Source organism: Pseudomonas sp. FSL W5-0299 (assembly GCF_005930655.1).
In the GTDB taxonomy this organism is placed as follows: Bacteria; Pseudomonadota; Gammaproteobacteria; order Pseudomonadales; family Pseudomonadaceae; genus Aquipseudomonas; species Aquipseudomonas mandelii.
Map to the genome: position 1 here is coordinate 1 of NZ_RXHX01000051.1, position 19353 is coordinate 19353.

The 19353-nt window shown below is 58.7% G+C and carries 16 protein-coding genes; 11 read left to right on the forward strand and 5 right to left on the reverse strand.

The features are described 5' to 3' along the window. Positions 1–74: 74 nt before the first annotated feature. Entirely contained in the window at positions 75–1022 is a 948-nt protein-coding gene (locus FHL16_RS31445; RefSeq protein ID WP_238706210.1) for an AraC family transcriptional regulator, read from the reverse strand. A gap of 26 nt (positions 1023–1048) precedes the next feature. Here FHL16_RS31445 and FHL16_RS31450 point away from each other — a divergent pair, with 26 nt between their 5' ends. The 8 genes from FHL16_RS31450 (at position 1049) to FHL16_RS31485 (ending at position 12753) form a co-directional block, all read left to right on the forward strand. Beyond that, on the forward strand, positions 1049–2017 hold the full coding sequence (locus FHL16_RS31450) for an oxidoreductase (protein WP_077750309.1): 969 nt from the start codon (positions 1049–1051) through the stop codon (positions 2015–2017). Between the two features lie 155 nt (positions 2018–2172). Then, positions 2173–4383 carry a putative bifunctional diguanylate cyclase/phosphodiesterase gene (locus FHL16_RS31455; protein WP_077750310.1) on the forward strand — a complete coding sequence of 737 codons (2211 nt, stop codon included), beginning with the start codon at positions 2173–2175 and terminating at the stop codon, positions 4381–4383. 163 nt (positions 4384–4546) lie between these two features. Continuing rightward, complete coding sequence (locus FHL16_RS31460; protein WP_077750311.1) at positions 4547–7546, forward strand: xanthine dehydrogenase family protein molybdopterin-binding subunit; 3000 nt, start codon at positions 4547–4549, stop codon at positions 7544–7546. Further along, the gene (locus FHL16_RS31465) at positions 7543–8349 is read left to right on the forward strand and encodes an FAD binding domain-containing protein (RefSeq protein WP_077750312.1); all 807 of its coding nucleotides are present in this window, start codon (positions 7543–7545) and stop codon (positions 8347–8349) included. Before FHL16_RS31460 ends, FHL16_RS31465 begins: the two co-directional genes overlap by 4 nt. A 2-nt stretch (positions 8350–8351) precedes the next feature. Further along, the gene (locus FHL16_RS31470) at positions 8352–8852 is read left to right on the forward strand and encodes a (2Fe-2S)-binding protein (protein ID WP_077750313.1); all 501 of its coding nucleotides are present in this window, start codon (positions 8352–8354) and stop codon (positions 8850–8852) included. A 5-nt stretch (positions 8853–8857) separates the two neighbouring features. Continuing rightward, positions 8858–10396, forward strand: coding sequence for an AMP-binding protein (locus FHL16_RS31475; RefSeq protein WP_077750314.1), 1539 nt, complete (start codon positions 8858–8860; stop codon positions 10394–10396). A 19-nt stretch (positions 10397–10415) separates the two neighbouring features. Further along, entirely contained in the window at positions 10416–11219 is an 804-nt protein-coding gene (locus FHL16_RS31480; protein WP_010459412.1) for an enoyl-CoA hydratase/isomerase family protein, read from the forward strand. Positions 11220–11400: 181 nt separating this feature from the next. Next, a complete protein-coding gene (locus FHL16_RS31485) occupies positions 11401–12753 on the forward strand; it encodes an MFS transporter (protein ID WP_077750315.1) in 1353 nt (450 codons plus the stop codon). Here FHL16_RS31485 and FHL16_RS31490 read toward each other — a convergent pair. After that, complete coding sequence (locus FHL16_RS31490; protein WP_077750316.1) at positions 12746–13531, reverse strand: alpha/beta fold hydrolase; 786 nt, start codon at positions 13529–13531, stop codon at positions 12746–12748. The two genes, FHL16_RS31485 and FHL16_RS31490, sit on opposite strands and share 8 nt — an antisense overlap. A 90-nt stretch (positions 13532–13621) precedes the next feature. Between FHL16_RS31490 and FHL16_RS31495 the strand changes: the two genes are divergently transcribed. Next, positions 13622–14593: an XdhC family protein gene (locus FHL16_RS31495; RefSeq protein WP_077750317.1), complete on the forward strand. Its 972-nt coding sequence runs from the start codon at positions 13622–13624 to the stop codon at positions 14591–14593. A 188-nt stretch (positions 14594–14781) separates the two neighbouring features. Then, complete coding sequence (locus FHL16_RS31500; protein ID WP_077750318.1) at positions 14782–15636, forward strand: helix-turn-helix transcriptional regulator; 855 nt, start codon at positions 14782–14784, stop codon at positions 15634–15636. 103 nt (positions 15637–15739) lie between these two features. Here the strand turns inward: FHL16_RS31500 and FHL16_RS31505 are convergent, their stop codons facing one another. After that, positions 15740–16030 carry a DUF6388 family protein gene (locus FHL16_RS31505; RefSeq protein WP_077750319.1) on the reverse strand — a complete coding sequence of 97 codons (291 nt, stop codon included), beginning with the start codon at positions 16028–16030 and terminating at the stop codon, positions 15740–15742. A gap of 70 nt (positions 16031–16100) precedes the next feature. After that, positions 16101–16844 (reverse strand): SPOR domain-containing protein, encoded by a 744-nt coding sequence (locus tag FHL16_RS31510; RefSeq protein WP_077750320.1) that lies wholly within the window; start codon positions 16842–16844, stop codon positions 16101–16103. Positions 16845–17430: 586 nt separating this feature from the next. On the opposite strand from FHL16_RS31510, the gene FHL16_RS31515 reads away from it, so the two are divergent. Then, entirely contained in the window at positions 17431–18027 is a 597-nt protein-coding gene (locus FHL16_RS31515) for a cation:proton antiporter domain-containing protein (RefSeq protein WP_138739101.1), read from the forward strand. 109 nt (positions 18028–18136) lie between these two features. Here the strand turns inward: FHL16_RS31515 and FHL16_RS31520 are convergent, their stop codons facing one another. Further along, the gene (locus FHL16_RS31520) at positions 18137–19120 is read right to left on the reverse strand and encodes an LLM class oxidoreductase (RefSeq protein WP_077750331.1); all 984 of its coding nucleotides are present in this window, start codon (positions 19118–19120) and stop codon (positions 18137–18139) included. Positions 19121–19353 lie beyond the last annotated feature (233 nt).

Genomic DNA, 19353 nt, shown 5'->3' on the forward strand with positions numbered 1-19353 from the left:
CTCATTGAGCACTGAGAGATCCTTTCTCTCTAAGCTAATGAATCATGGGCGCTCTGTCTGTAACAGAAATAGGGTTACCCTCCGTGAACACGGCGGAACGCGACTCCAAAGGCAGCATCCGACAGATAACCCAGCGAAGCGGCAACGGTAGCGACGTTGTCCGTGCCATCGCGCAACCTCGACGCTGCCACTTGCATGCGCCATCGCGTGACATATTCGCCGGGCGACTGCCCCACGCGCGTCTTGAATAATGCAGTAAAGCCAGAGCGGGACATGCAAGCCATATCCGCCATTTCAGCCAGCCTCAAAGATTTTTCGGGTGCGCCATGAATGGCACGCAACACCTTGGCGATGACCGGATCTCGAAGTCCTCCCAGCCAATTCAAATCAGTAGCGTCGGCGGCGGTGATGCGATGGCGAAGCACGTGAATGAAGATCAGCCGCAGTAGATCGTTGCACATTGCATGCGCGCCAGCTTGATTCGATTGCCACTCACGATCCAGTTCATCCAGCAGCCAGCCAAACGACGATGCGCCTCCGGACCCGGCGCGGATGATGAGTGCAGGCGGCAATGCATCGAGCAACTCCATCGCCGCAGGACCGACAAGTGAAACGCTGCCGCCCAGCAACTCGACATCGTCACCCACGCCGAACATTGCCGACGCCCCCGCATGGGAAAACACATCGGAGGCATTTATCGCCTCCACATCCGGCCCGCTGGCCAGAACGAACGGCGTACGAGCAACGACAAAACAGTCGCCAGCCCTCAGATGACAAGGCGCCATGCCGTCCATGCGCAACCAGCACTCGCCTCGTCGCACGACATTGAATTTCAATTCGATGGGCCGGAACTGTAATGCCCAAGTGCCGCCTGCCTGCAATCGCACGGAGCAGGCGGCACGCAGTCCTGACAGCGCCAGGACTTCGGACAAGGGATCAGAAACTGAATTTTGGATGATCACGATAGAAAACCGGGTTTCTTGAGCTGTTTCGTCCAGCGAGCTTAGTGAAGAATCGAGCACTTCGATACCTGCGAGGGAGATTTCTCATGCCGACGCTTCAAAACCCTATTCACTCCGACTTCAATGCCGCCAGTACCGCCGCCGAGGTCATGGCAGGTGTTGACCTGACCGGCAAAATTGCGATCGTCACCGGCGGTTATTCGGGAATCGGACTGGTCACCACGAAAAGCCTGGCTGCCGCCGGCGCACACGTTATCGTTCCCGCCCGAGATCCGGTCCGGGCCCTGGCCGCCCTGGCAGAGGTCAAGCGGGTCGAAGTACTGGAGATGGACTTGATGCAACCCGCATCGGTTGAAGCCTTCAGCCGACGCATGCTCAACAGTGGCCGTCCGATCTCGCTGCTGATCAACTGCGCCGGGGTCATGGCCTCGCCACTGACGCGAGACGGCGATGGGCACGAAAGTCAGTTCGCTACGAACCATCTCGGTCATTACCGCCTGACTTGCGGGCTGTGGCCGGCACTGATTGCCGCGGGCGCGGCGCGCGTGGTTTCGGTCTCGTCACGAGGGCATCAGATCGCCGGGGTGGATTTTGACGACATCGATTTTTTGCGCCGGCCATACGACAAGTGGGTGGCGTACGGTCAGTCGAAAACCGCCAACGCATTGTTTGCGATGGCGCTCGACAAACGCGGACGTCATCGCGGCGTGCGGGCATTCTCGCTGCACCCGGGGCAAGTCCTGACCAGCCTCGGACGCCATCTGAGCAGCGCCGAAATAGCCGCATTCGATGTGCTGGATGAGCACGGTCGGCAGCGCCTGAACCCGGAGATCGGACTCAAGACACTGGAGCAGGGCGCTGCAACCGGCCTGTGGTGTGCGACCAGCGCCACGCTTGCAACCTTGGGCGGTGTTTACTGCGAAGATTGCAATATCGCCTCTATCAACGAATCGGAGACGGGACGCAAGGGCGTGGCCAGATGGGCAGTCGATCTTGAGTATGCCGAGCGTCTTTGGGCCGCATCGGAGCAATGGACAGAGATGACAGTTTCATAAATCTGATACTGTTTTTTATGTTGGATCTGAGTCTTTTTTTAGTGCGTCGGTGCTCTATAGAGTGCGCGTCCGACGCACTAGCGGACAGTGATCGGCCGCCTACTATTTCTGGCTCTCTGAAGACCGGACGACCTCGAGAGTCTTCAGGAACCACCATGAATACTCGTCCTGGTTTTCGCAGCAAGACACTCCCCGAATCGCAACGTGACATTCTCGGTATGATCGCGACCGATCATCATCTGGGCGACATACTCTGCGCCATCTGCCAGATGCACGACGCACAGGCCCCCGAGACCTTCTGTTCGATACTGCTCACTGATGCCGAGGGCAAACGCTTGCTGAGCGGCGCGGCGCCCAGCCTTCCGGTCGAATACAGTGACGCGATTCATGGAATGGCCATTGGTCCACAGGAAGGAACCTGCGGCACCGCTGCGTTCCGGCGCGAGCTTGTAGTCACCGAAGACATCGCCCGGGACCCCAACTGGGAGCGTTTCCGCAGCCTGGCGCTGGGGCATAACCTGCGTTCCTGCTGGTCGGTGCCTTTGCTCTCCCATCAGGGACGCGTGTTGGGTACATTTGCCCTGTACCAGAACCGCGTCCATGCGCCGGACGAGGCGCAGATTCAACGACTGGACCGCGCGGCCCAACTGGCAGTCATTGCGATTCGTCATGAGCGTGATGGCCAACGACTGGAGGAAAGCGAACAACGTTTTCGTTCATTGTTCACCTACAACCCCCACCCCGTGTTCTCCCTCGATCTGTTCGGCAATATCCAAAGTGTGAACGCAGCAGGCCTGAAGCTGAAACCGTACACCGCAACCGATTTCATTGGTCATCACTTTTCCCATCTGGTACTCGAAGAGGACCTGGAGCGGGTCAGTCAGCATTTTTCCGCAGCCCGCGCCGGAGAACCTCAGCGTTTCGAGGCACGGGTTCTCGACGAGAGTGACAATCTGCTGACCATGGACATCTCTAACCTGCCGATCATGGTCAACGGAGAAATCGTCGGGGTATTCGGCATTGCCCGGGACATCAGCGAGCAGAAGCATTACGAGCGCCAGTTGAGCTTCAACGCCAGCCATGACCGGCTGACCGGCTTGCTCAACCGTGTTTCGCTTGAAGAACGGCTTGTTCTGGATTGTCACATCAGTCGTCGGCGCAAGCGTCGTCTGGCGGTGATGTGCATTGATCTGGATGGATTCAAATCCATCAACGATTCGATCGGACACTACTTCGGCGATCAGGTGCTGATTGAGGTGGCGCAGCGTATGACCCAGCAGATTCGTCCCGGCGATACCATCGTGCGCATGGGCGGTGATGAATTTATCGTTCTGCTGCCGGACTTGCTTCGTGATGAGGACGTTGTACCGGTAGCCGAGCGGTTGATGGCCAGCATTGGCAGACCCTACTGCATCCAGGGCATTGACCTGCACGTGAGTGCAAGTGTCGGCATCACCCTGAGCGATGGTCACATCGAGCAGCCGATGCAGCTGATCCAGCAGGCTGACATGGCCATGTACAAAGCCAAGCAGCAAGGGCGCAACAACTTTCAGTGGTACACCAGTGATCTTAATCAGCGCGTTTGCGAGCACGCGAGCCTGCGCAATGACCTGCAAAAGGCTATCGAGACCCAGTCGCTCAAGCTGCATTATCAACCGCAGATAGAAGCGCGCACCGGGCGAGTGGTCGGGATCGAAGCGTTGCTGCGCTGGGAGCATCCAGAAAAAGGCTTTATCTCACCCGCGGTGTTTGTGCCGGTGGCAGAGGACAGTGGTCAGATCATCCCGCTGAGCCTTTGGGTTCTCGATACGGCCTGCGCACAGCTGCACCAGCTAGGCGAGCAGGGCATCACGGGCATTTCGATGGCCGTGAACATTTCGCCGATGCATTTTCAGCGTGGCCAGTTCGTCCAGTGTGTCCAAGCCACCCTGGAGAAACATGGTCTGCGTGGTGAGCAGTTGGAGCTGGAGATCACCGAGTCGCTGCTGTTGCATAACGCGGAACAGGCAATCGACACGTTGCACCGGCTCAAGGCGCTGGGGGTGCGCATTGCGCTCGATGATTTTGGCACCGGTTTTTCCAGCCTCAGTTACCTCAAGTGTTTGCCCATCGACAAGATCAAGATTGACCGCTCGTTCATCCAGGAAATCGCTACCGATCATCACGATGCAGCGATCACCCAAGGCATTATTTCCATGGCGCATCACCTCAGCCTGACGGTGGTCGCCGAGGGCGTGGAAACGGCGTCCCAGGTGGATTTCCTGAAGGGCAGTCGTTGCGATATTTTTCAGGGGTATTACTTCGCCAAACCGATGCCTTGTGCAGAAATCGAAGCTTTCCTGAGCCATCCCGCGTCCCATCCCTGACCGGCCATTATGTCGGGTCTCAGTCCTGAAAATCAGACGCTAAGGCAAATTTTCAGACTCCAGCGCAGAACTCCCTCTCCTCAGGCAAGGCGCTCCCCGCGCCTTTCTCACACACTCGGCTCTAACGCTATCGCGCTGCACAACAACAAGAGCCGCGAAAAAAATGACTACTTTCCAGCCTGCTACCGAAAGCCCGACCAGCCACATCGGCGCCCGTCAGACCCGTGTCGAGGACGCCGCATTGTTGCGCGGCCTCGGCTGCTATGCCGATGACGCTGCGATCCCTCCGGGAACGCTACACGCGGCGATCATCCGCTCACCCCACGCTCATGCACGTATCACCTCGGTGGACTTTTCCAGTGCGCTGCTGATGAAAGGTGTGCACGGCGTGCTGATCGGCGAAGACGTCAAACGCTGGGCGCTGCCGTTCCCGGTGGGTGTGCGTCAGCCGATGGAGCACTGGTGCGTCGCCGTCGACAAGGTGCGTTACGTCGGAGAGCCGGTGGCCGTGGTGATCGCTGAGAGCCGCTATCTGGCCGAAGACGCCATCGAAGGGGTGCGCGTTGAATACGAGCCGCTGCCCCCAATCATCGACCCGGAACTGGCCACCGCCGAACAGGCGCCGATCCTGCACGAAGCAGTCGGCAGCAACGTGGTCAACGAACGGCACTTTCGTTATGGCGAGCCCGAGCAGGCGTTCGAGCAGGCGCCGCACAAAGTCTCGCTCAAAGTGAAGTTTCCGCGCAGTTCCTGCACACCCATTGAATGCTATGTGGTGCTGGCTCAGTACGAGCGCGCCACCGGCATTTATGACGTGCTGGCCAATTTTCAGGGCCCTTATGCGTTGCACACGGTCATGGCCAGGGCACTGAACGTGCCCGGTAACCGCTTGCGTTTACGCACACCGAAAGATTCCGGCGGCAGCTTTGGCATCAAGCAAGGGGTTTTCCCTTACGTGGTGATGATGGGCCTGGCGTCACGCAAGGTCGGTGCACCGGTGAAGTGGGTCGAGGACCGTCTGGAACATCTTCAGGGAGCTTCTTCGGCGACCAATCGGGTGACCGAAATTGAAGCGGCGGTAGAAGCCGATGGCCGCATCACCGCGTTGCGTTATGACCAGATCGACGATTGTGGTGCCTACCTGAGAGCGCCTGAACCGGCGACTTTCTACCGCATGCACGGCAACCTGACGGGTGCCTACGCGATCCGCAATTTGCAAGTGCGCAACCGAGTGGTGCTGACCAACAAAACGCCTTCCGGCCTGAACCGTGGTTTCGGTGGACCGCAGGTGTATTTCGCCCTGGAGCGGCTGCTGCAACACATCGCCGTGCAGTTGAAGCTTGATCCGTTGGATGTGATCCGCCGCAACCTGGTGCCGGCCGATGCCTTCCCTTATCGCGCGGCTGCCGGTGCGTTGCTCGATTCCGGCAACTACCAGGCTGGCATTGCCTTGGCGGCGGCTGATGGCGGTCTCGACGAGTTGCTCAAACGTCGTGATCAGGCGCGTGCCGAAGGCCGGATCTATGGCATTGGTTATGCCGCTGTCATCGAACCGTCGATTTCCAACATGGGCTACATCACCACTGCGATGACACCCGAAGAGCGGCGCAAGGCCGGTCCGAAAAACGGCGCTGTCGCCACCGCAACCATCAACGTCGGCCCGTTGGGTGACGTCAGTGTGCATGTGTCCTCGGCACCGCAAGGGCAGGGCCATCAAACCACCGTCGCTCAAGTCGTCGCCGAAGTGCTTGGGGTTGCGCTGGAATCCATCGTGGTCAACGTCGAGCTGGACACCCAGAAGGACGCCTGGTCGATTGCCTCGGGCAACTATTCCAGCCGCTTCGCCGGCGCTGTGGCCGGTGCCGTTTACAAAGCCGCGCTGAAGATCCGCGATCGCCTCGCCGCGATTGCCGCCGAGCAATTGCAGGCCAGTCCCGAAGATATTCGTTTCGCCGGCGGCAAGATATTCGTGGTCAATGGCGGGGCGGTAGCGCCATTTCATCGGATTGCCGGTGCGACCCACTGGTCGCCGGGCCTGCTGCCGGAAGGGGAAAACGGCGGTCTGCGTGAAACCGCCTTCTGGAGCCCGCCGCAATTGGAGGCACCGGACGACAAGGATCAGGTCAACAGCTCGCTGTGCTACGGCTTTGTCTTCGACATCTGCGGTCTGGAAATCGACCGCATGACCGGCGAGATCCACATCGATCGCTACGTCACCTGCCATGACGCCGGCCGCCTGCTCAACCCGGCACTGGTCGATGGCCAGATTCGTGGCGGCTTCACCCAAGGCCTCGGCGCGGCGCTGATGGAAGAGTTCGCCTATGGCGAGGACGGCAGCTTCCTCTCCGGGACCTTCGCTGATTATCTGGTGCCGACCGCACCGGAAGTGATCGAACCGATGATCCTGCACATGGAAACGCCATCGCCCTTCACCCCACTGGGCGCCAAGGGTGTGGGCGAGGGCAACAATATGAGCACGCCGGTGTGCGTCGCCAACGCGGTGGCCGACGCCCTCGGCCGCTCGGACATCCGTCTGCCACTGACGCCATCGAAAGTACGCACGCTGATCGGGATCGACGAGCCGCCACGGCCCGCCGGTATGGAGCCCGATGAAAACCTCGACGCAGTACCTGCCGGTGGACCGGCACTGCGGGCCAACGACTCTGTGGTGATTCCTGCTTCGCCGCAACAGGTCTTCGACACCTTGCTCGACCCGCAGACGCTGGCTGCGATCATTCCCGGTTGTCACGACCTCGTGCTTGAAGGCGAAAACCGTTACCGCGCAGACGTCACTGTCGGCGTCGGCATGATCCGCGCGCGCTTCGAGGCCAAGGTTGCCCTGAGTGATCTGGACCCGCCGCATTCATTGCGTCTGTCCGGTTCCGGCAGCAGCTCGATGGGGTCGGCCCAGGGGCAGGCCAAGGTGCGTTTCGTTGAACTGGAAAACGGCCACACACGCCTGGAATACCAATACCAGGTGGCGGTCAGCGGCAAAGTCGCCGCGGTCGGCGGCCGAATGCTGCAAGGGGCCTCGAAAGTGATCATCGGACAAATATTTACTCGCCTGTCACAACGGGTTAGCGGCCAAGCCATCTCCACCGGCTGGTGGGCGCGATTGCGGGCCTCGCTTGGCGCGCTGTTTGGCAAGGGAGGTGCGCAATGAAACCGGCTGCTTTCGATTACGTTCGGGCTGATACCCGTCGTCAGGTGGTTGAGTTGCTCGCCGAGTACGGCCAGGAAGCTCGCATCATCGCCGGTGGCCAATCGCTGATGGCGGTGCTGAACATGCGCCTGGCTCAACCCAAGTTGCTGATCGATATCAATCATGTGGCTGAGCTGGCCTATATCGAACTGCGCAAGGATTGCCTGGCGGTAGGTGCCGGGGTACGGCAGGCACAGTTGCTCGCGCGTTCGACCCTGATGGACGAGGTGCCTTTGTTGGCACTGGCGATGCCCTGGATCGGTCACTTCCAGACGCGTAATCGCGGCACGGTCTGCGGTTCGGTGGCTCACGCCGACCCGAGCGCCGAGTTGCCGCTGTGCCTGGTGACGCTGGGTGGCGAGATCGTTCTGGAGTCGAAAAAAGGTAAGCGCATCGTCAAGGCTGCCGACTTCTTCCAAGGCATTCTCACCACCGACAAGCGTGCGGATGAACTGGTTGTCGAGGTGCGTTTTCCGCTCAAGCGCGAAGGCATCACCTATCGCTTCCGCGAAATCGCCATGCGCCACGGCGACTTCGCAATTGTCTCCCTGGCCGCGGCCATCGGCGCGGACCAGGTCGAACTCGGCATCGGCGGGGTCGCTGACCGTCCGCAACGTCGCAGTCTGCCTCGCGGTGCGGGGCTGCCGGACGCGCTCAATCAAACCGCCTGGTCGCTCGACGCACAAGACGATGTGCACGCCAGCGCTGCCTATCGCCGCCAACTGATTCGCGAGCTGGGTCACCAGCTGATCGAAGGAGTCTGAACATGCGTGTAACTGCCGACCAAACCTTTCCGATTCGCCTGGAACTCAATGGCCGCGCCCGCGAAGCGCTGGCTGAACCGCGGACCCAACTCTGTGACTTCCTGCGCCACGACCTCGGTGCCACCGGTGTCCATGTCGGATGCGAACACGGTGTCTGCGGTGCCTGCACGGTGCTGGTGGACGGAGTCGCCATGCGTTCCTGCCTGATGCTCGCGGTACAGGGGCACGAGCGGCGTATCGAGACCGTCGAGTCCCTGGCCGACGACGACACACTGAGCGACCTGCAACAAGCCTTTCGCCGTCATCACGCCTTGCAGTGCGGCTTTTGCACTGCGGGCATTCTCATGTCCTGCGTGGATTTTCTCGAGCGGGTACCCAACCCGGACGAGACCCAGGTACGCGACATGCTTTCGGGGCACCTATGTCGCTGCACGGGTTACACCGGCATCGTTCAGGCCGTGCTCGAAGTCGCTGCCCAGCGCCAAACGAACAAAGGGGTATAACAAAAATGTTCGATCTCGGACGCAGTTTCCTCGCTGCCGTTGAACGCCGCCCGCACGCCGTGGCGGTCAGTGACGGTGCGTTGAAGAAAACCTATGAAGAATGGTTCGTCGATATCCAGAGTGCCGCCTGGGGCTTGCAATGCCTTGGGCTGCAACGCGGCGATCGACTGCTGGTAGTGATGCAAAACCGCTGGCAGATGGCAACCTTGCATTGGGCCTGTCAGTTTGCGGGCATCGTCATGACCCCGTTGAACTGGCGTTCGACTGCCGAGGAACTGGGCTACTGCATCGAAGATGCGCAAATCCGTGCAGTGGCTTACGACGACGCGACCGTGACCGCCGTGGCCGGTTGCAGCGCCGCCACAAGGCTGCCACGGATCGCCACCGGTCTGCGTGCCGCCAACACCGACCTGAGTTTCGAGGAACTGTGTTCGCAGACCCCCTCCGGCATGATTTTGCAGGCCGACGCCGAAGACTTTTCACTGCTGCTGTACACCTCCGGAACCACCAGCAAGCCCAAGGGCGTGCCCCGTCGGCACCGTAGCGAACGCGCCGCGGCGGTTGCCCACGTAGCGCAAAACCTTTACCGCCAGGGCGAGTGCACGCTGGGTGTCATGCCGCTTTACCACACCATGGGCGTGCGCTCGTTGCTGTCCATGGCGTTGATCGACGGGCATTTCGTCTGTGTGCCGAAGTTCGACGTGGAAGCCACGCTGCAGGCCATCGAGCGGGAAAAGGTCAGCAACCTGTACCTGGTGCCGACGCTCTACCACATGCTCATCGAACACCCGGCCTTTGCCCGCGAGCGAGTCGCCAGTGTGGAGAAAATCGGCTTTGCCGGTGCACCGATGAGCGACGGTTTGATGCGTCGCGTCGAGCAGGCGTTCCAGCCGCAATTGTTCGTCAATCATTACGGCAGCTCGGAGATCTACACCTTCACCATCGACCAGCAAGCCAGCCGCAAACCCGGTTCGTCAGGGCGCAGTGCAATGAACCAGCGCGTGCGCGTGGTGCCAATCGATGCTGAAACGGCAGACGTGCAGGTCAACCCATTGGAGGAGGGCCAGATCATCGCCGACCTGGCGAGTGACGAGGCGTTCGAAGGCTACCTGAACCGTCCCGAAGCGACCGCCAAGGCATTGCGTGACGGATGGTATTTCACCGGTGACATCGGTTACTTCGATCTTGAAGGCGATCTGTTCGTCACGGGGCGTGTCGATGACTTGATCATCACCGGCGGCGAAAACGTCAGTCCGGCAGAAATCGAAAACATGCTCTCCCTGCACCCGGCGGTGGAAGAGGTGGTGGTGGTCGGTCTGCCCGACGAGCAGTGGGGCAAGATCATTGCCGCGTTTATCAAGCTGCGCGCCGAGGTATCGGAAAGCGACCTCGATGCCCATTGCATTGCTTCGGGCCTGGCCAAATTCAAGCGGCCACGGCGTTATCAGTTCATCGATCAGATTCCCAAATCTCCAGTGGGCAAGGTGCTGCGGCGCGTGCTGCTGGCTCAATTTCAGGAACAGGCCTTGAAGGCCATCAGCTAATCATCCAGAGGACACTCTCATGCAACAGCAAGCGATCCAGCAATTTCTCGACACTCAGTTCGATGGCTTCCAGGTTGAAGTCGATGTGTCCCGCGAGCGCGCCGACATCATCCTCAACCGCGCACCGTTGAACGTCATTTCCATGGGGCAGCGTGATGAACTGCGCCAGGTCTTCGAAGCCCTCGATGCACACAAAGGCGTGCGCGTCATCGTGCTGCGCTCGGTGGGCGAACACTTCTCCAGCGGTGGCGACATCAAGGGCTTCCTCGAAGCGTCGCCAGAGCACGTTTCGAAACTGGCCTGGAACGTCGCGGCACCGGCACGTTGCGAAAAACCGGTGATCGTGGCCAACCGGGGTTACACCTTCGGCGTCGGTTTCGAACTGTCCCTGGCCTGCGATTTCCGCATTGCTTCGCAAACCACTCGCTACGCCTTGCCTGAGCAGAACCTCGGTCAGATCCCGGGCTCGGGTGGCTCCGCGCGCCTGCAGAAAATCATCGGCATCACCCGCACCAAACACATGGTGATGCGCGCCAAACGCATCACCGGTGACCAGGCCTACGCCTGGGGTATCGCGACCGAGGTCGTGCCGGATACCGAACTGGAAAGCACCGTCGACGCGTTGGTCGATGAACTGCGCCGCTTCTCGCCGTTGGCTCAGCGCACGGCGAAAAAACTGATCAACGACAACGAAGATGCGCCGCTGACCGTCGCGATCGAAATGGAAGGTCACTGCTATAGCCGTCTGCGTAGCTCCAAGGACTTCAAGGAAGGCGTTGAAGCGTTTCACAGCAAGCGTACGGCCGTGTTTATCGGCGAGTAAATCGTACTGGCGAGCGGGCCCGGGAGTATGTTGATAACAGCGTACGCCTTACGGAGCAGGGCCTGCCGCCCCTTCAATGCAACTGAAAGGGCACATCAAGGTTTCACCGCTGACCTGCTGATTACTCGCAACCCGTGCACCGGGATGCAGAACGTTCGATCACCGTTTGTGTGAGGCAACCATGACTACGACAACAACAATAACTGCATCACCCTCCAGCGCCGCTATCGATACACCACAGATTCCACCGGGCAAGGCCTTGCTCGCGGCATTTGCCTCGACATTCGGCTGGGCGCTGGATTTGTTTGACCTGTTCATTCTGCTCTATGTGGCGCCGATCATCGGCCGCCTGTTCTTCCCCTCGGACACCCCGACATTGTCGCTGGCCGCGGTATATGCCTCGTTCGCCGTTGCGTTGCTGGTGCGTCCGCTGGGCTCGGCGATCTTCGGCGCGTATGCCGACAAACACGGCCGCAAGCGTGCGTTGATGGTGTCGATGGTCGGCGTCGGTATTTCAACGGCACTGTTTGGCGCGTTGCCGACCATTCATCAGGTCGGCATATTGGCCCCGATACTGTTTTTGGTCTTGCGGGTGATTCAGGGCATTTTCGTGGGCGGCATCGTTGCCTCCACTCACACCATCGGCACCGAATCCATCTCGCCGCGCTATCGCGGCTTGATGTCCGGGTTGATCGGTGGCGCCGGTGCCGGCATGGGCGCGCTGTTGGCGTCATTCACCTATCTGGTGTTGTCAGAGATCTTTCCCGGGGAGGAATTTGACGTCTGGGGCTGGCGCTTCATGTTCTTCTGCGGCCTGCTCAGCACGTTTTTCGGTCTGGTGATGTTCCGTTACCTGGAAGAGACCCCGGTCTGGCAGCAACTGCAACAAGCGCGTAAAACCAAGGGGCCGGCAGTAGTTGTCGTGTCGCCGCTCAAGCGTCTGTTCGGTCGCGAGTACCGTGGCGTGATGCTGGTCAATCTGCTGATTACGTTCGGAGGCGGTGCCACGTATTACCTGGCCTGCGGTTATCTGCCGACATTGCTCAACGTGGTCGCCAAAGTGCCTCATGCGCAGACTTCGCAGCTGCTCATGTACGGGTCGGTGGCAACCATTGTCGGAGCACTGGCCTTCGGTTACCTGAGCGACCTGATCGGTCGCAAGAAGACCTTCATGCTGCTGGGTGTGATCAACCTGGTGAGCCTGCCGATGATGTTTCTGGGTGTCGCCGAATCGGGTTCGCTGACCCGTACTGCGCTTTATTGCGTGGGTATAGGCTTCATAGGTGGGGCGATCATCGCGCCGATTCTGATCTTTCTCAACGAACGCTTTGCCACCGAGCTGCGAGCCAGCGGCACCGGATTGTCCTGGAACATCGGTTTCGCCCTCGGCGGAACCATGCCGACCTTTGTGTCCCTGGTCAGCGGCAGCCCGGCGCAGATCCCCATGGTGTTGGCGATGTTCGCCGTCGGTCTGTCGGTGATCTATCTGATTGGCAGCGTGGTGATTCCAGAAACCCAAGGCAATTTCAAATAATGCCGGGGAGGTGCTCCAGGAACTCGCAGATCAGCCGCAAAGTCCGCTCGGGCGCTTCGGTTTGGGGAAAGTGCCGACAGTCATCCAGCAACACACAGCGGCACGGTCCAGGCACCTGTCGCTGGATGACCACCAGTTGCTCGGGCGTGGCGTAGTGGTCTTCGCGACCCTGAATGACCAGCAGCGGCTTTTCGATGTAAGCCAGCTGCGCTTCGAGATCGTCCAGGGAAAAGTCCGGGTGCAACCAACTGTCGCTCCAGCCGTGAAAAGCGCCATCGACATTGGTCCCGTGATGGCGTGCCAGGCGCTCGCGCAGTTCGCCCTGATGCCACACCTCAGTGGTATGGCGAATGCCGTCGAGGCTCTCAGCCTCGACAATCACGTGAGGCGCCAGTGCAATGCTGCCCAACACCCGTGGATCGTCGGTAGCGGCATAGGCAAGGACGATGGATGCGCCGTCACTGTGACCGAGCAAGACCACTTGCGGCAGTTGCAAGGCATCGAGCAATTGCCGCAGTTCACGAGGGCCGTCGCTGCTCAGGTAGTTCAGCGGCCGCGGCAGGGTTACCGGGCTCGATTGCCCATAACCCTGACGGCTGTAAGTGACCACACCGCAGCCGCTGACCTGGGCCAGGCGCAGGGGGAAGTCTTTCCATTGTTCGGCGCTGCCGAGGCCTTCGTGCAACAGCACAAACGTTGGTCGCGACGGGTCAGCCGCAGGCAGTTGGCGATATTCCAGGCGCAGCGGCCCAAGTTGCAAAAATTGTTGTGGCGACATGTTGAATCAACGATTGAACAAGGTTGCTCGCAGGTTACCGTAAACGTAACCCAGCATGCAGTACCACGCTTTGCTTGAGGTATAGAAAACATGCGTCATCTCGATGTTCAGGTGATCGACCAGGCACTGCAATGGGCTCGCGCCGGGCAGGCCCAGTGGCTGTGCACAGTGCTCTCCACCTATGGCTCGGCGCCGCGTGCGCCGGGTGCGATGCTGGTGACCAATGGCACAGGCGAACACGTCGGCTCGCTGTCGGGTGGCTGCGTCGAGGAGGAGTTTCTCGAAAGTCTGGCGCGCGGTGAGTTACGCGAACCGGCGCAGATCGTCAGTTATGGCGACAGCGTCGAGCAACGCCACCGTCTGCGATTGCCCTGTGGTGGCGTGCTGATCGTGCTGGTCGAGCACCGCGCTGCCAGTCTCGAATGGATCGCCCACCTGGAGAGTCTGCAAGCGGCGTTGCTCGGCCAGCGCCGTCTGATGCGTCACGTCGAGCTGAGCAGCGGTGCCTTGCGCCTGGACCCGGACACCGGACACGGCAGCGAGCGGGTGCAAGTCGTCGACGAAAAGGTGCGTATCAGCGTTGGCCCGGCGTTACGACTGATTCTGGCAGGGCTCTCGCCGGTCGCTGAAGTCTGCGCCGGTTTTGCCCGTGCCATCGGCTGCGAAGTCATCGCCTGCGATCCCCGGGAAGAGATGCTGCATATACATCTCGAAGGTGTGGAGATGCAACGTGTGCTGCCCTCAATGTTCATTGCCGCCGGAGGTTGCCATGCGGCGACCGCGGTGGTGGCGCTGACTCACGATCCGCGAATCGATGATCTGGCGCTGATGGAAGCGGTCCACACCCCGGCGTTTTACATCGGTGCCATGGGTTCTCAGGCAACCTCGGCCAAGCGCGCCGAGCGGCTCAAACGCATCGGTGGTCTGACGGATGAACAGATTGCCCGTTTGCACATGCCCATCGGCCTGGATCTGGGCAGCAAGGCCCCGGCGGAAATCGCTCTGGCGGTGGTGGCCGATATCCTGCGCGTTTATCACGGGAAAGAACGCCATGCCTTGTAAGGCGGTTTTTCCGACGAGTGTGGGGGCTGCGAAAGTCGAGGTAGACGCTCGGTCATTCGCGCGCGATAGTGGCCAGCCACGTGTTGCTGAACCATTGAGTGACCGTCGGGGTTGAGAAATAGATAGACGCCCCGATGATATGCATTGTGGTCGGTAACAATATCGCTTCTAGCGAGCGGAGGAATCTGATGTCGATTGCCCAACGGGTTTTCCACGGCAGGTTTGGACGGGTCGCCTTGCTGAATATGGATCGTTCGCTGGTCACCCACACCCATTCCGAATGCCATGTCCTGGTTAAAGTGTCCGGTGAAGACACTTACTTCAACGTCAACGGTCGGCGGGTTCCGCTCAGTGATCGCACGGCGGTGCTGGTCAACGCCTGGGAGCCGCATTTCTACGATCCGCAGCCGGGCGCCGGTGCCACCCTGATCCTTGCGCTCTACATCGAGCCCGCCTGGCTGGCCACTGCCCAGCAGTCGCTGGCGCTCAGCGGTCGGCCGGACTTTTTTGCCCGGTCGTGCATCGAGCTGTCGAGTCGTAATCGCACCTTGGCCGACATCCTGGTCGCCGAAGCGCATGGCTGCGGGATCGTGCCGAAAGAACGCATGGAATTCATGCTGTTCGACTTCCTGATCGAACTGATCGAGGACTTTTCCAGTTGGCGGCATTTGTCGATGCTGGGTGCGCCGAACTCAGGTGAGTTCCGGGACGCGCGCGTGCGCCGTGGCACCGCCTGGTTGCTTGAGCACCTCGATGATCCGAACCCGATCGACAACGCCGCGCGGGCTTGTGGACTGTCTCGGGCGCACTTCTTTGCGCTGTTCAAGAAAGATACCGGCATGACCCCGACCTTGCTGCTGAACGACGCGCGCATGCGCCGGGCTTTTACCTGGCTGGAGCGTGAGCGCAGTGGAACGTTGGGCCTGTTGTCGGAGAACCTCGGGTTCTCCGAGCAAGGTCATTTCACACGGTTTTTCCGCCAGCACATCGGAGCTTCTCCCAGCCAGTATCGGCGTGTAGTGGATTGTTATGCGACGGTTTAAATAGAGACGAAGGCGGGGGTGTTGGGCAATACTCCCGCCGATGAAGTTAGTCTTTCATCTTGAAGCTGACGGCTTTTATAGATTACGTAAGTTGTAACACTTGTTAATTGTCCAGAAAGTCATAAATCTCTTTCATGCGCTCTTCGCGCATCAACTCAAGTTCTTCCTTGGTTTCGGCCACCCACTGCAGGATGAAGTCCCAGCAATCGCAGCCGTGCGCGTCGGCTTCTGCTTCAAATGCTTCTTTCAGAAATTTAAGGCGATATTCTTCCGGCGAGAGCCCACAGTATTCAGCGAGGCTGTAGTTCAGCTTGCTGAGTTCAAGTTGGATGCATAAGTTGGCGTCCAGAAACTTTTTCAGGGCGAGTTCGGCTCTAAGTTCTTTTGCGATCATGAATGCTCTCTTGTGGAATGCAATAAGTAGCTGGTTGTTCGAGGTCGGCCCAGCGATAAATCGGACTGTGTCAATTTCCTGCCATCATCCATCCTCGAACGCCATGACGTTCACTCAACTCTTTCACGACGCGAGCCGCGTCCTGCTTTTGTTTATACGGGCCGATGACGACAAAGTTGTTTTCTTTTCGCGCTACCGGCAACTCCAGCTGCTGAATGGCTTTTACTGCGCGGTGGCGACTGGGTGTGTTCAATGCAATTTCGACCACCCAAACGCCGGATGAAGGCGTGCTTGAAGCTTCTTTTTTAGGGTGGATAATATAGCCGCCGCATGTCAAGCACGGGCATTCCAGCGTGATTAGCGAGCCTGGAATGGTACGAAAGACATGCCATTGCGTATGAATGGTTTTTTTACGAGCGAAGAGTGCCAAGAGCAGGCCGGTGAAAGCAATCAGACCGCTTAGAATAATTGTCCATTTGTGTGCCTGTGTGGGCAATGAAGGCAGCGTAAGTACTGTAGTTTCATCTGGCTTTTCCATCAAAAACTGTACGGCCTCAGCCTCCGTTGAGTCGGGTATGCGGGATTCGTTTTTCGCAAGGTGCGCGAGCCCGTCGGAATCTTTTGCACTGAGCTCTGCCGCAACTTTATTTGCGGTGTCATCGAATAGTTGTTCGAACTTTGTCACTTTTTGCTGGATGTATGAATTGTCGACGTTATTTTGACAAGTTTGTCCTGTGGACGTGTAGGTCCATAGTAGTGCTGATAGTTGCCCAAAAACGCCAGTTACCAGGAAGCCCAAGCCAAGCTTTCGCACGACACCATCTCCAAATCAAATGAATTGTTATTTGTCCCGTTTGTTCTGATAAAACAGGGTTCTATTTTTGATCCTGGGATGGTCTAGATTCTTGAGCGCGTCAGTGTGCCCAAGCGCCAAAACGAGTTGGCTGCTTTTTGTTGTTTTAAAGAACATCGGGCATGCACTTTATAGACTGTTGGTTGACGAAAAAGGCTCAGGTGATCAAAAAAAAGCCGTATCAGATGGATTTGATGAGGGCCAATTAAAACACTTATATTTAAGGTTAATATCGTGGCCAAAGTACCTGGCCAAAGATTCAAGCCAAGCCTGCGCGCTCGATATAAATGAAAGGATTGTTAGCCGGCCCTTTACGGTACGGACGGGGAGAAGCAACTGAATTTTTTGTCACCCTTTCAAACGATGCCGGTGTGCTGCACTACACTTCAGGTGCCATTCCTACCGCAGAAAGTTCTTGGAGAACGCTCCAGATGCTGTGCTTAGTCCTGAAGAGTTTGCGGAACTGAGCGCTCAGCTTGAAAGCTCTGCTCAACACGCCTGGCCGTGGAAGCATTACCGGTCCTGATGTGGGATGAGGGTCAATGCTATGGCCGTTGAAGGCAATGCAGAACAATTATTGGGCGTCGTCATTTTGCTTGCCGCCGCCGTGCTGGTAGTGCCGCTGTTCAAACGCATCGGGCTCGGCTCAGTGGTCGGTTACCTGGCGGCGGGCCTGATCATTGGCCCCTTCGGACTGCAACTGATCAATAACCCCCACACCATCATTGAGGTGGCCGAGCTGGGTGTGGCGATGTTTCTTTTTGTGATTGGACTGGAGATGAAACCCTCGCACCTATGGGATCTGCGTCGGCAGATCTTTGGGCTGGGCAGCCTGCAGGTGGTGGTCTGTGCTGTTCTGCTCACTTTTGTCGGCATGGCTTTTGGATTCCCTTGGCAGGTGTCATTTGTCTGCGCAGCGGGTTTTGTACTCACCTCCACGGCCCTGGTTATGCAAGTTCTCTCGGAACGCGGTGACATTACCGAGCCGAGAGGGCAGCACGTCAGCGCTCTGATTGACCAAGGTGTTCTGCAGACCACTGTGGGCGAGCACTTCGGTGCGATTAATGCGGCCAACATGCGTCGTGCCCATGCGCTGGTCGAGAGCGGCAAGGCCCGGGGCAAGATCGTTCTAGAAGGTTTCTGACTTCACTCCTCGGGCGGGCTCGCTTGCGGGCCTCTGAACCGCCTGCGGCATCACTGCCATTTTTTATGTCGCAGAGTTGACGATGAATCCGTCCAGTAACGTATTGGTTTCAGTTCGCTTCGGAACGAGGCTGTACTCCGAATTGCGGAACGAGGTGAGCGCCCAGCTCCTCAATAACTTGCGCAGCAGGGCGCTTACTGTATTTGAGATTCAGGATAACGTGGTCCACCCCGATTTCCTGAAGCACCTCCAGCAAACCCCGGAGGTGGTCGCGTCCAAGCCTGAACCCCAAATGAATACGAGTGGGCGGCGTTGACGGGTTCTCAGCGAGGTCGATGTATAGCGACTGAGCGAAGGGCTTATAGACGGAACCACATTGCTTCATGACCTCCAGCCGCCAATCTTCCACGATCAGTCGCTGCATGTTCGGTTGGCGTGGATAGTTGATCCATCCGGTGCTTTCGCGCGCTATCCAATCCAGTGACTGGCGGCTATGCCCGGTTACGAGCATTGGAATCACTTGGGTTGTGGGTTTCGGAATGAGGTCTGCGCCCCGCAGCTCACCACCGCTCCAGCGGATGGGTTCAAAGCTGGTGCTGTGGGCTCTGCGAATCACCTCGTAGTACTCTCGAAAGATGTCTCCGCGCCTTTCGGCATCGACGCCAAAAGCCGAAAATTCCACAGGGCGATCGCCGGAAGCTACCCCCAGAATCAAGCGACCTGCGCTCAACTGATCGATGCTGGCTGACGCCTTGGCCGTGTGCAGTGGATGGTGTAAAGGGATGGCAATGGATGCGGTGCCAAGCGTTATCTCTGACGTATGAGCGGCTATATAGCCCAGGTAAACCCAAGGGTCGAAGACTTGGCCGACATCGCCGAAGCCAGGGTCGCGAAGAGGCACATCGCGAAACCAGAGCGCGCAAAAGCCCAGCTCCTCGGCTCGTTTGGCCAATGCGACCTGGTTGAGCATGCTCGGAGTGTCCCCATCGAAGGCCTCCAAAGGAAAGAACAATCCCAGGCTCAAATGACCCGGAGTGAAGGTTCGCCTGAACCCTCGATGCTCCTGATAAGGAACCGTGCTTGGCCGATACATAATCATCTTCCTCAATGGAAGAACGTGAACCGCGGGTCGACCGGATTGAGAGGCCAGGTTGTTGGCGATATGCGCGTGCAGGTCCGGATTGGCAAGGAACGGGCGGTCAAAGGCAATCAGATCGCTCCAGCCCAATACTGATCACTCAGCAACGGACTGGGGATTCATGCAAGAAGCGTAGGCGGTTTTGCAGAGAACCGCCATGTTCTGGGCGTGCGGAACTCGGATTTTGG

Coding starts and splice junctions, on each gene's coding strand:
- FHL16_RS31470 (WP_077750313.1), top strand. CDS start 8,352: ATGCGTGTAACTGCCGACCAAACCTTTCCGATTCGCCTGGAACTCAAT.
- FHL16_RS31495 (WP_077750317.1), top strand. CDS start 13,622: ATGCGTCATCTCGATGTTCAGGTGATCGACCAGGCACTGCAATGGGCT.
- FHL16_RS31520 (WP_077750331.1), bottom strand. CDS start 19,120: ATGTATCGGCCAAGCACGGTTCCTTATCAGGAGCATCGAGGGTTCAGG.
- FHL16_RS31490 (WP_077750316.1), bottom strand. CDS start 13,531: ATGTCGCCACAACAATTTTTGCAACTTGGGCCGCTGCGCCTGGAATAT.
- FHL16_RS31515 (WP_138739101.1), top strand. CDS start 17,431: ATGGCCGTTGAAGGCAATGCAGAACAATTATTGGGCGTCGTCATTTTG.
- FHL16_RS31465 (WP_077750312.1), top strand. CDS start 7,543: ATGAAACCGGCTGCTTTCGATTACGTTCGGGCTGATACCCGTCGTCAG.
- FHL16_RS31505 (WP_077750319.1), bottom strand. CDS start 16,030: ATGATCGCAAAAGAACTTAGAGCCGAACTCGCCCTGAAAAAGTTTCTG.
- FHL16_RS31480 (WP_010459412.1), top strand. CDS start 10,416: ATGCAACAGCAAGCGATCCAGCAATTTCTCGACACTCAGTTCGATGGC.
- FHL16_RS31475 (WP_077750314.1), top strand. CDS start 8,858: ATGTTCGATCTCGGACGCAGTTTCCTCGCTGCCGTTGAACGCCGCCCG.
- FHL16_RS31450 (WP_077750309.1), top strand. CDS start 1,049: ATGCCGACGCTTCAAAACCCTATTCACTCCGACTTCAATGCCGCCAGT.
- FHL16_RS31500 (WP_077750318.1), top strand. CDS start 14,782: ATGTCGATTGCCCAACGGGTTTTCCACGGCAGGTTTGGACGGGTCGCC.
- FHL16_RS31455 (WP_077750310.1), top strand. CDS start 2,173: ATGAATACTCGTCCTGGTTTTCGCAGCAAGACACTCCCCGAATCGCAA.
- FHL16_RS31485 (WP_077750315.1), top strand. CDS start 11,401: ATGACTACGACAACAACAATAACTGCATCACCCTCCAGCGCCGCTATC.
- FHL16_RS31460 (WP_077750311.1), top strand. CDS start 4,547: ATGACTACTTTCCAGCCTGCTACCGAAAGCCCGACCAGCCACATCGGC.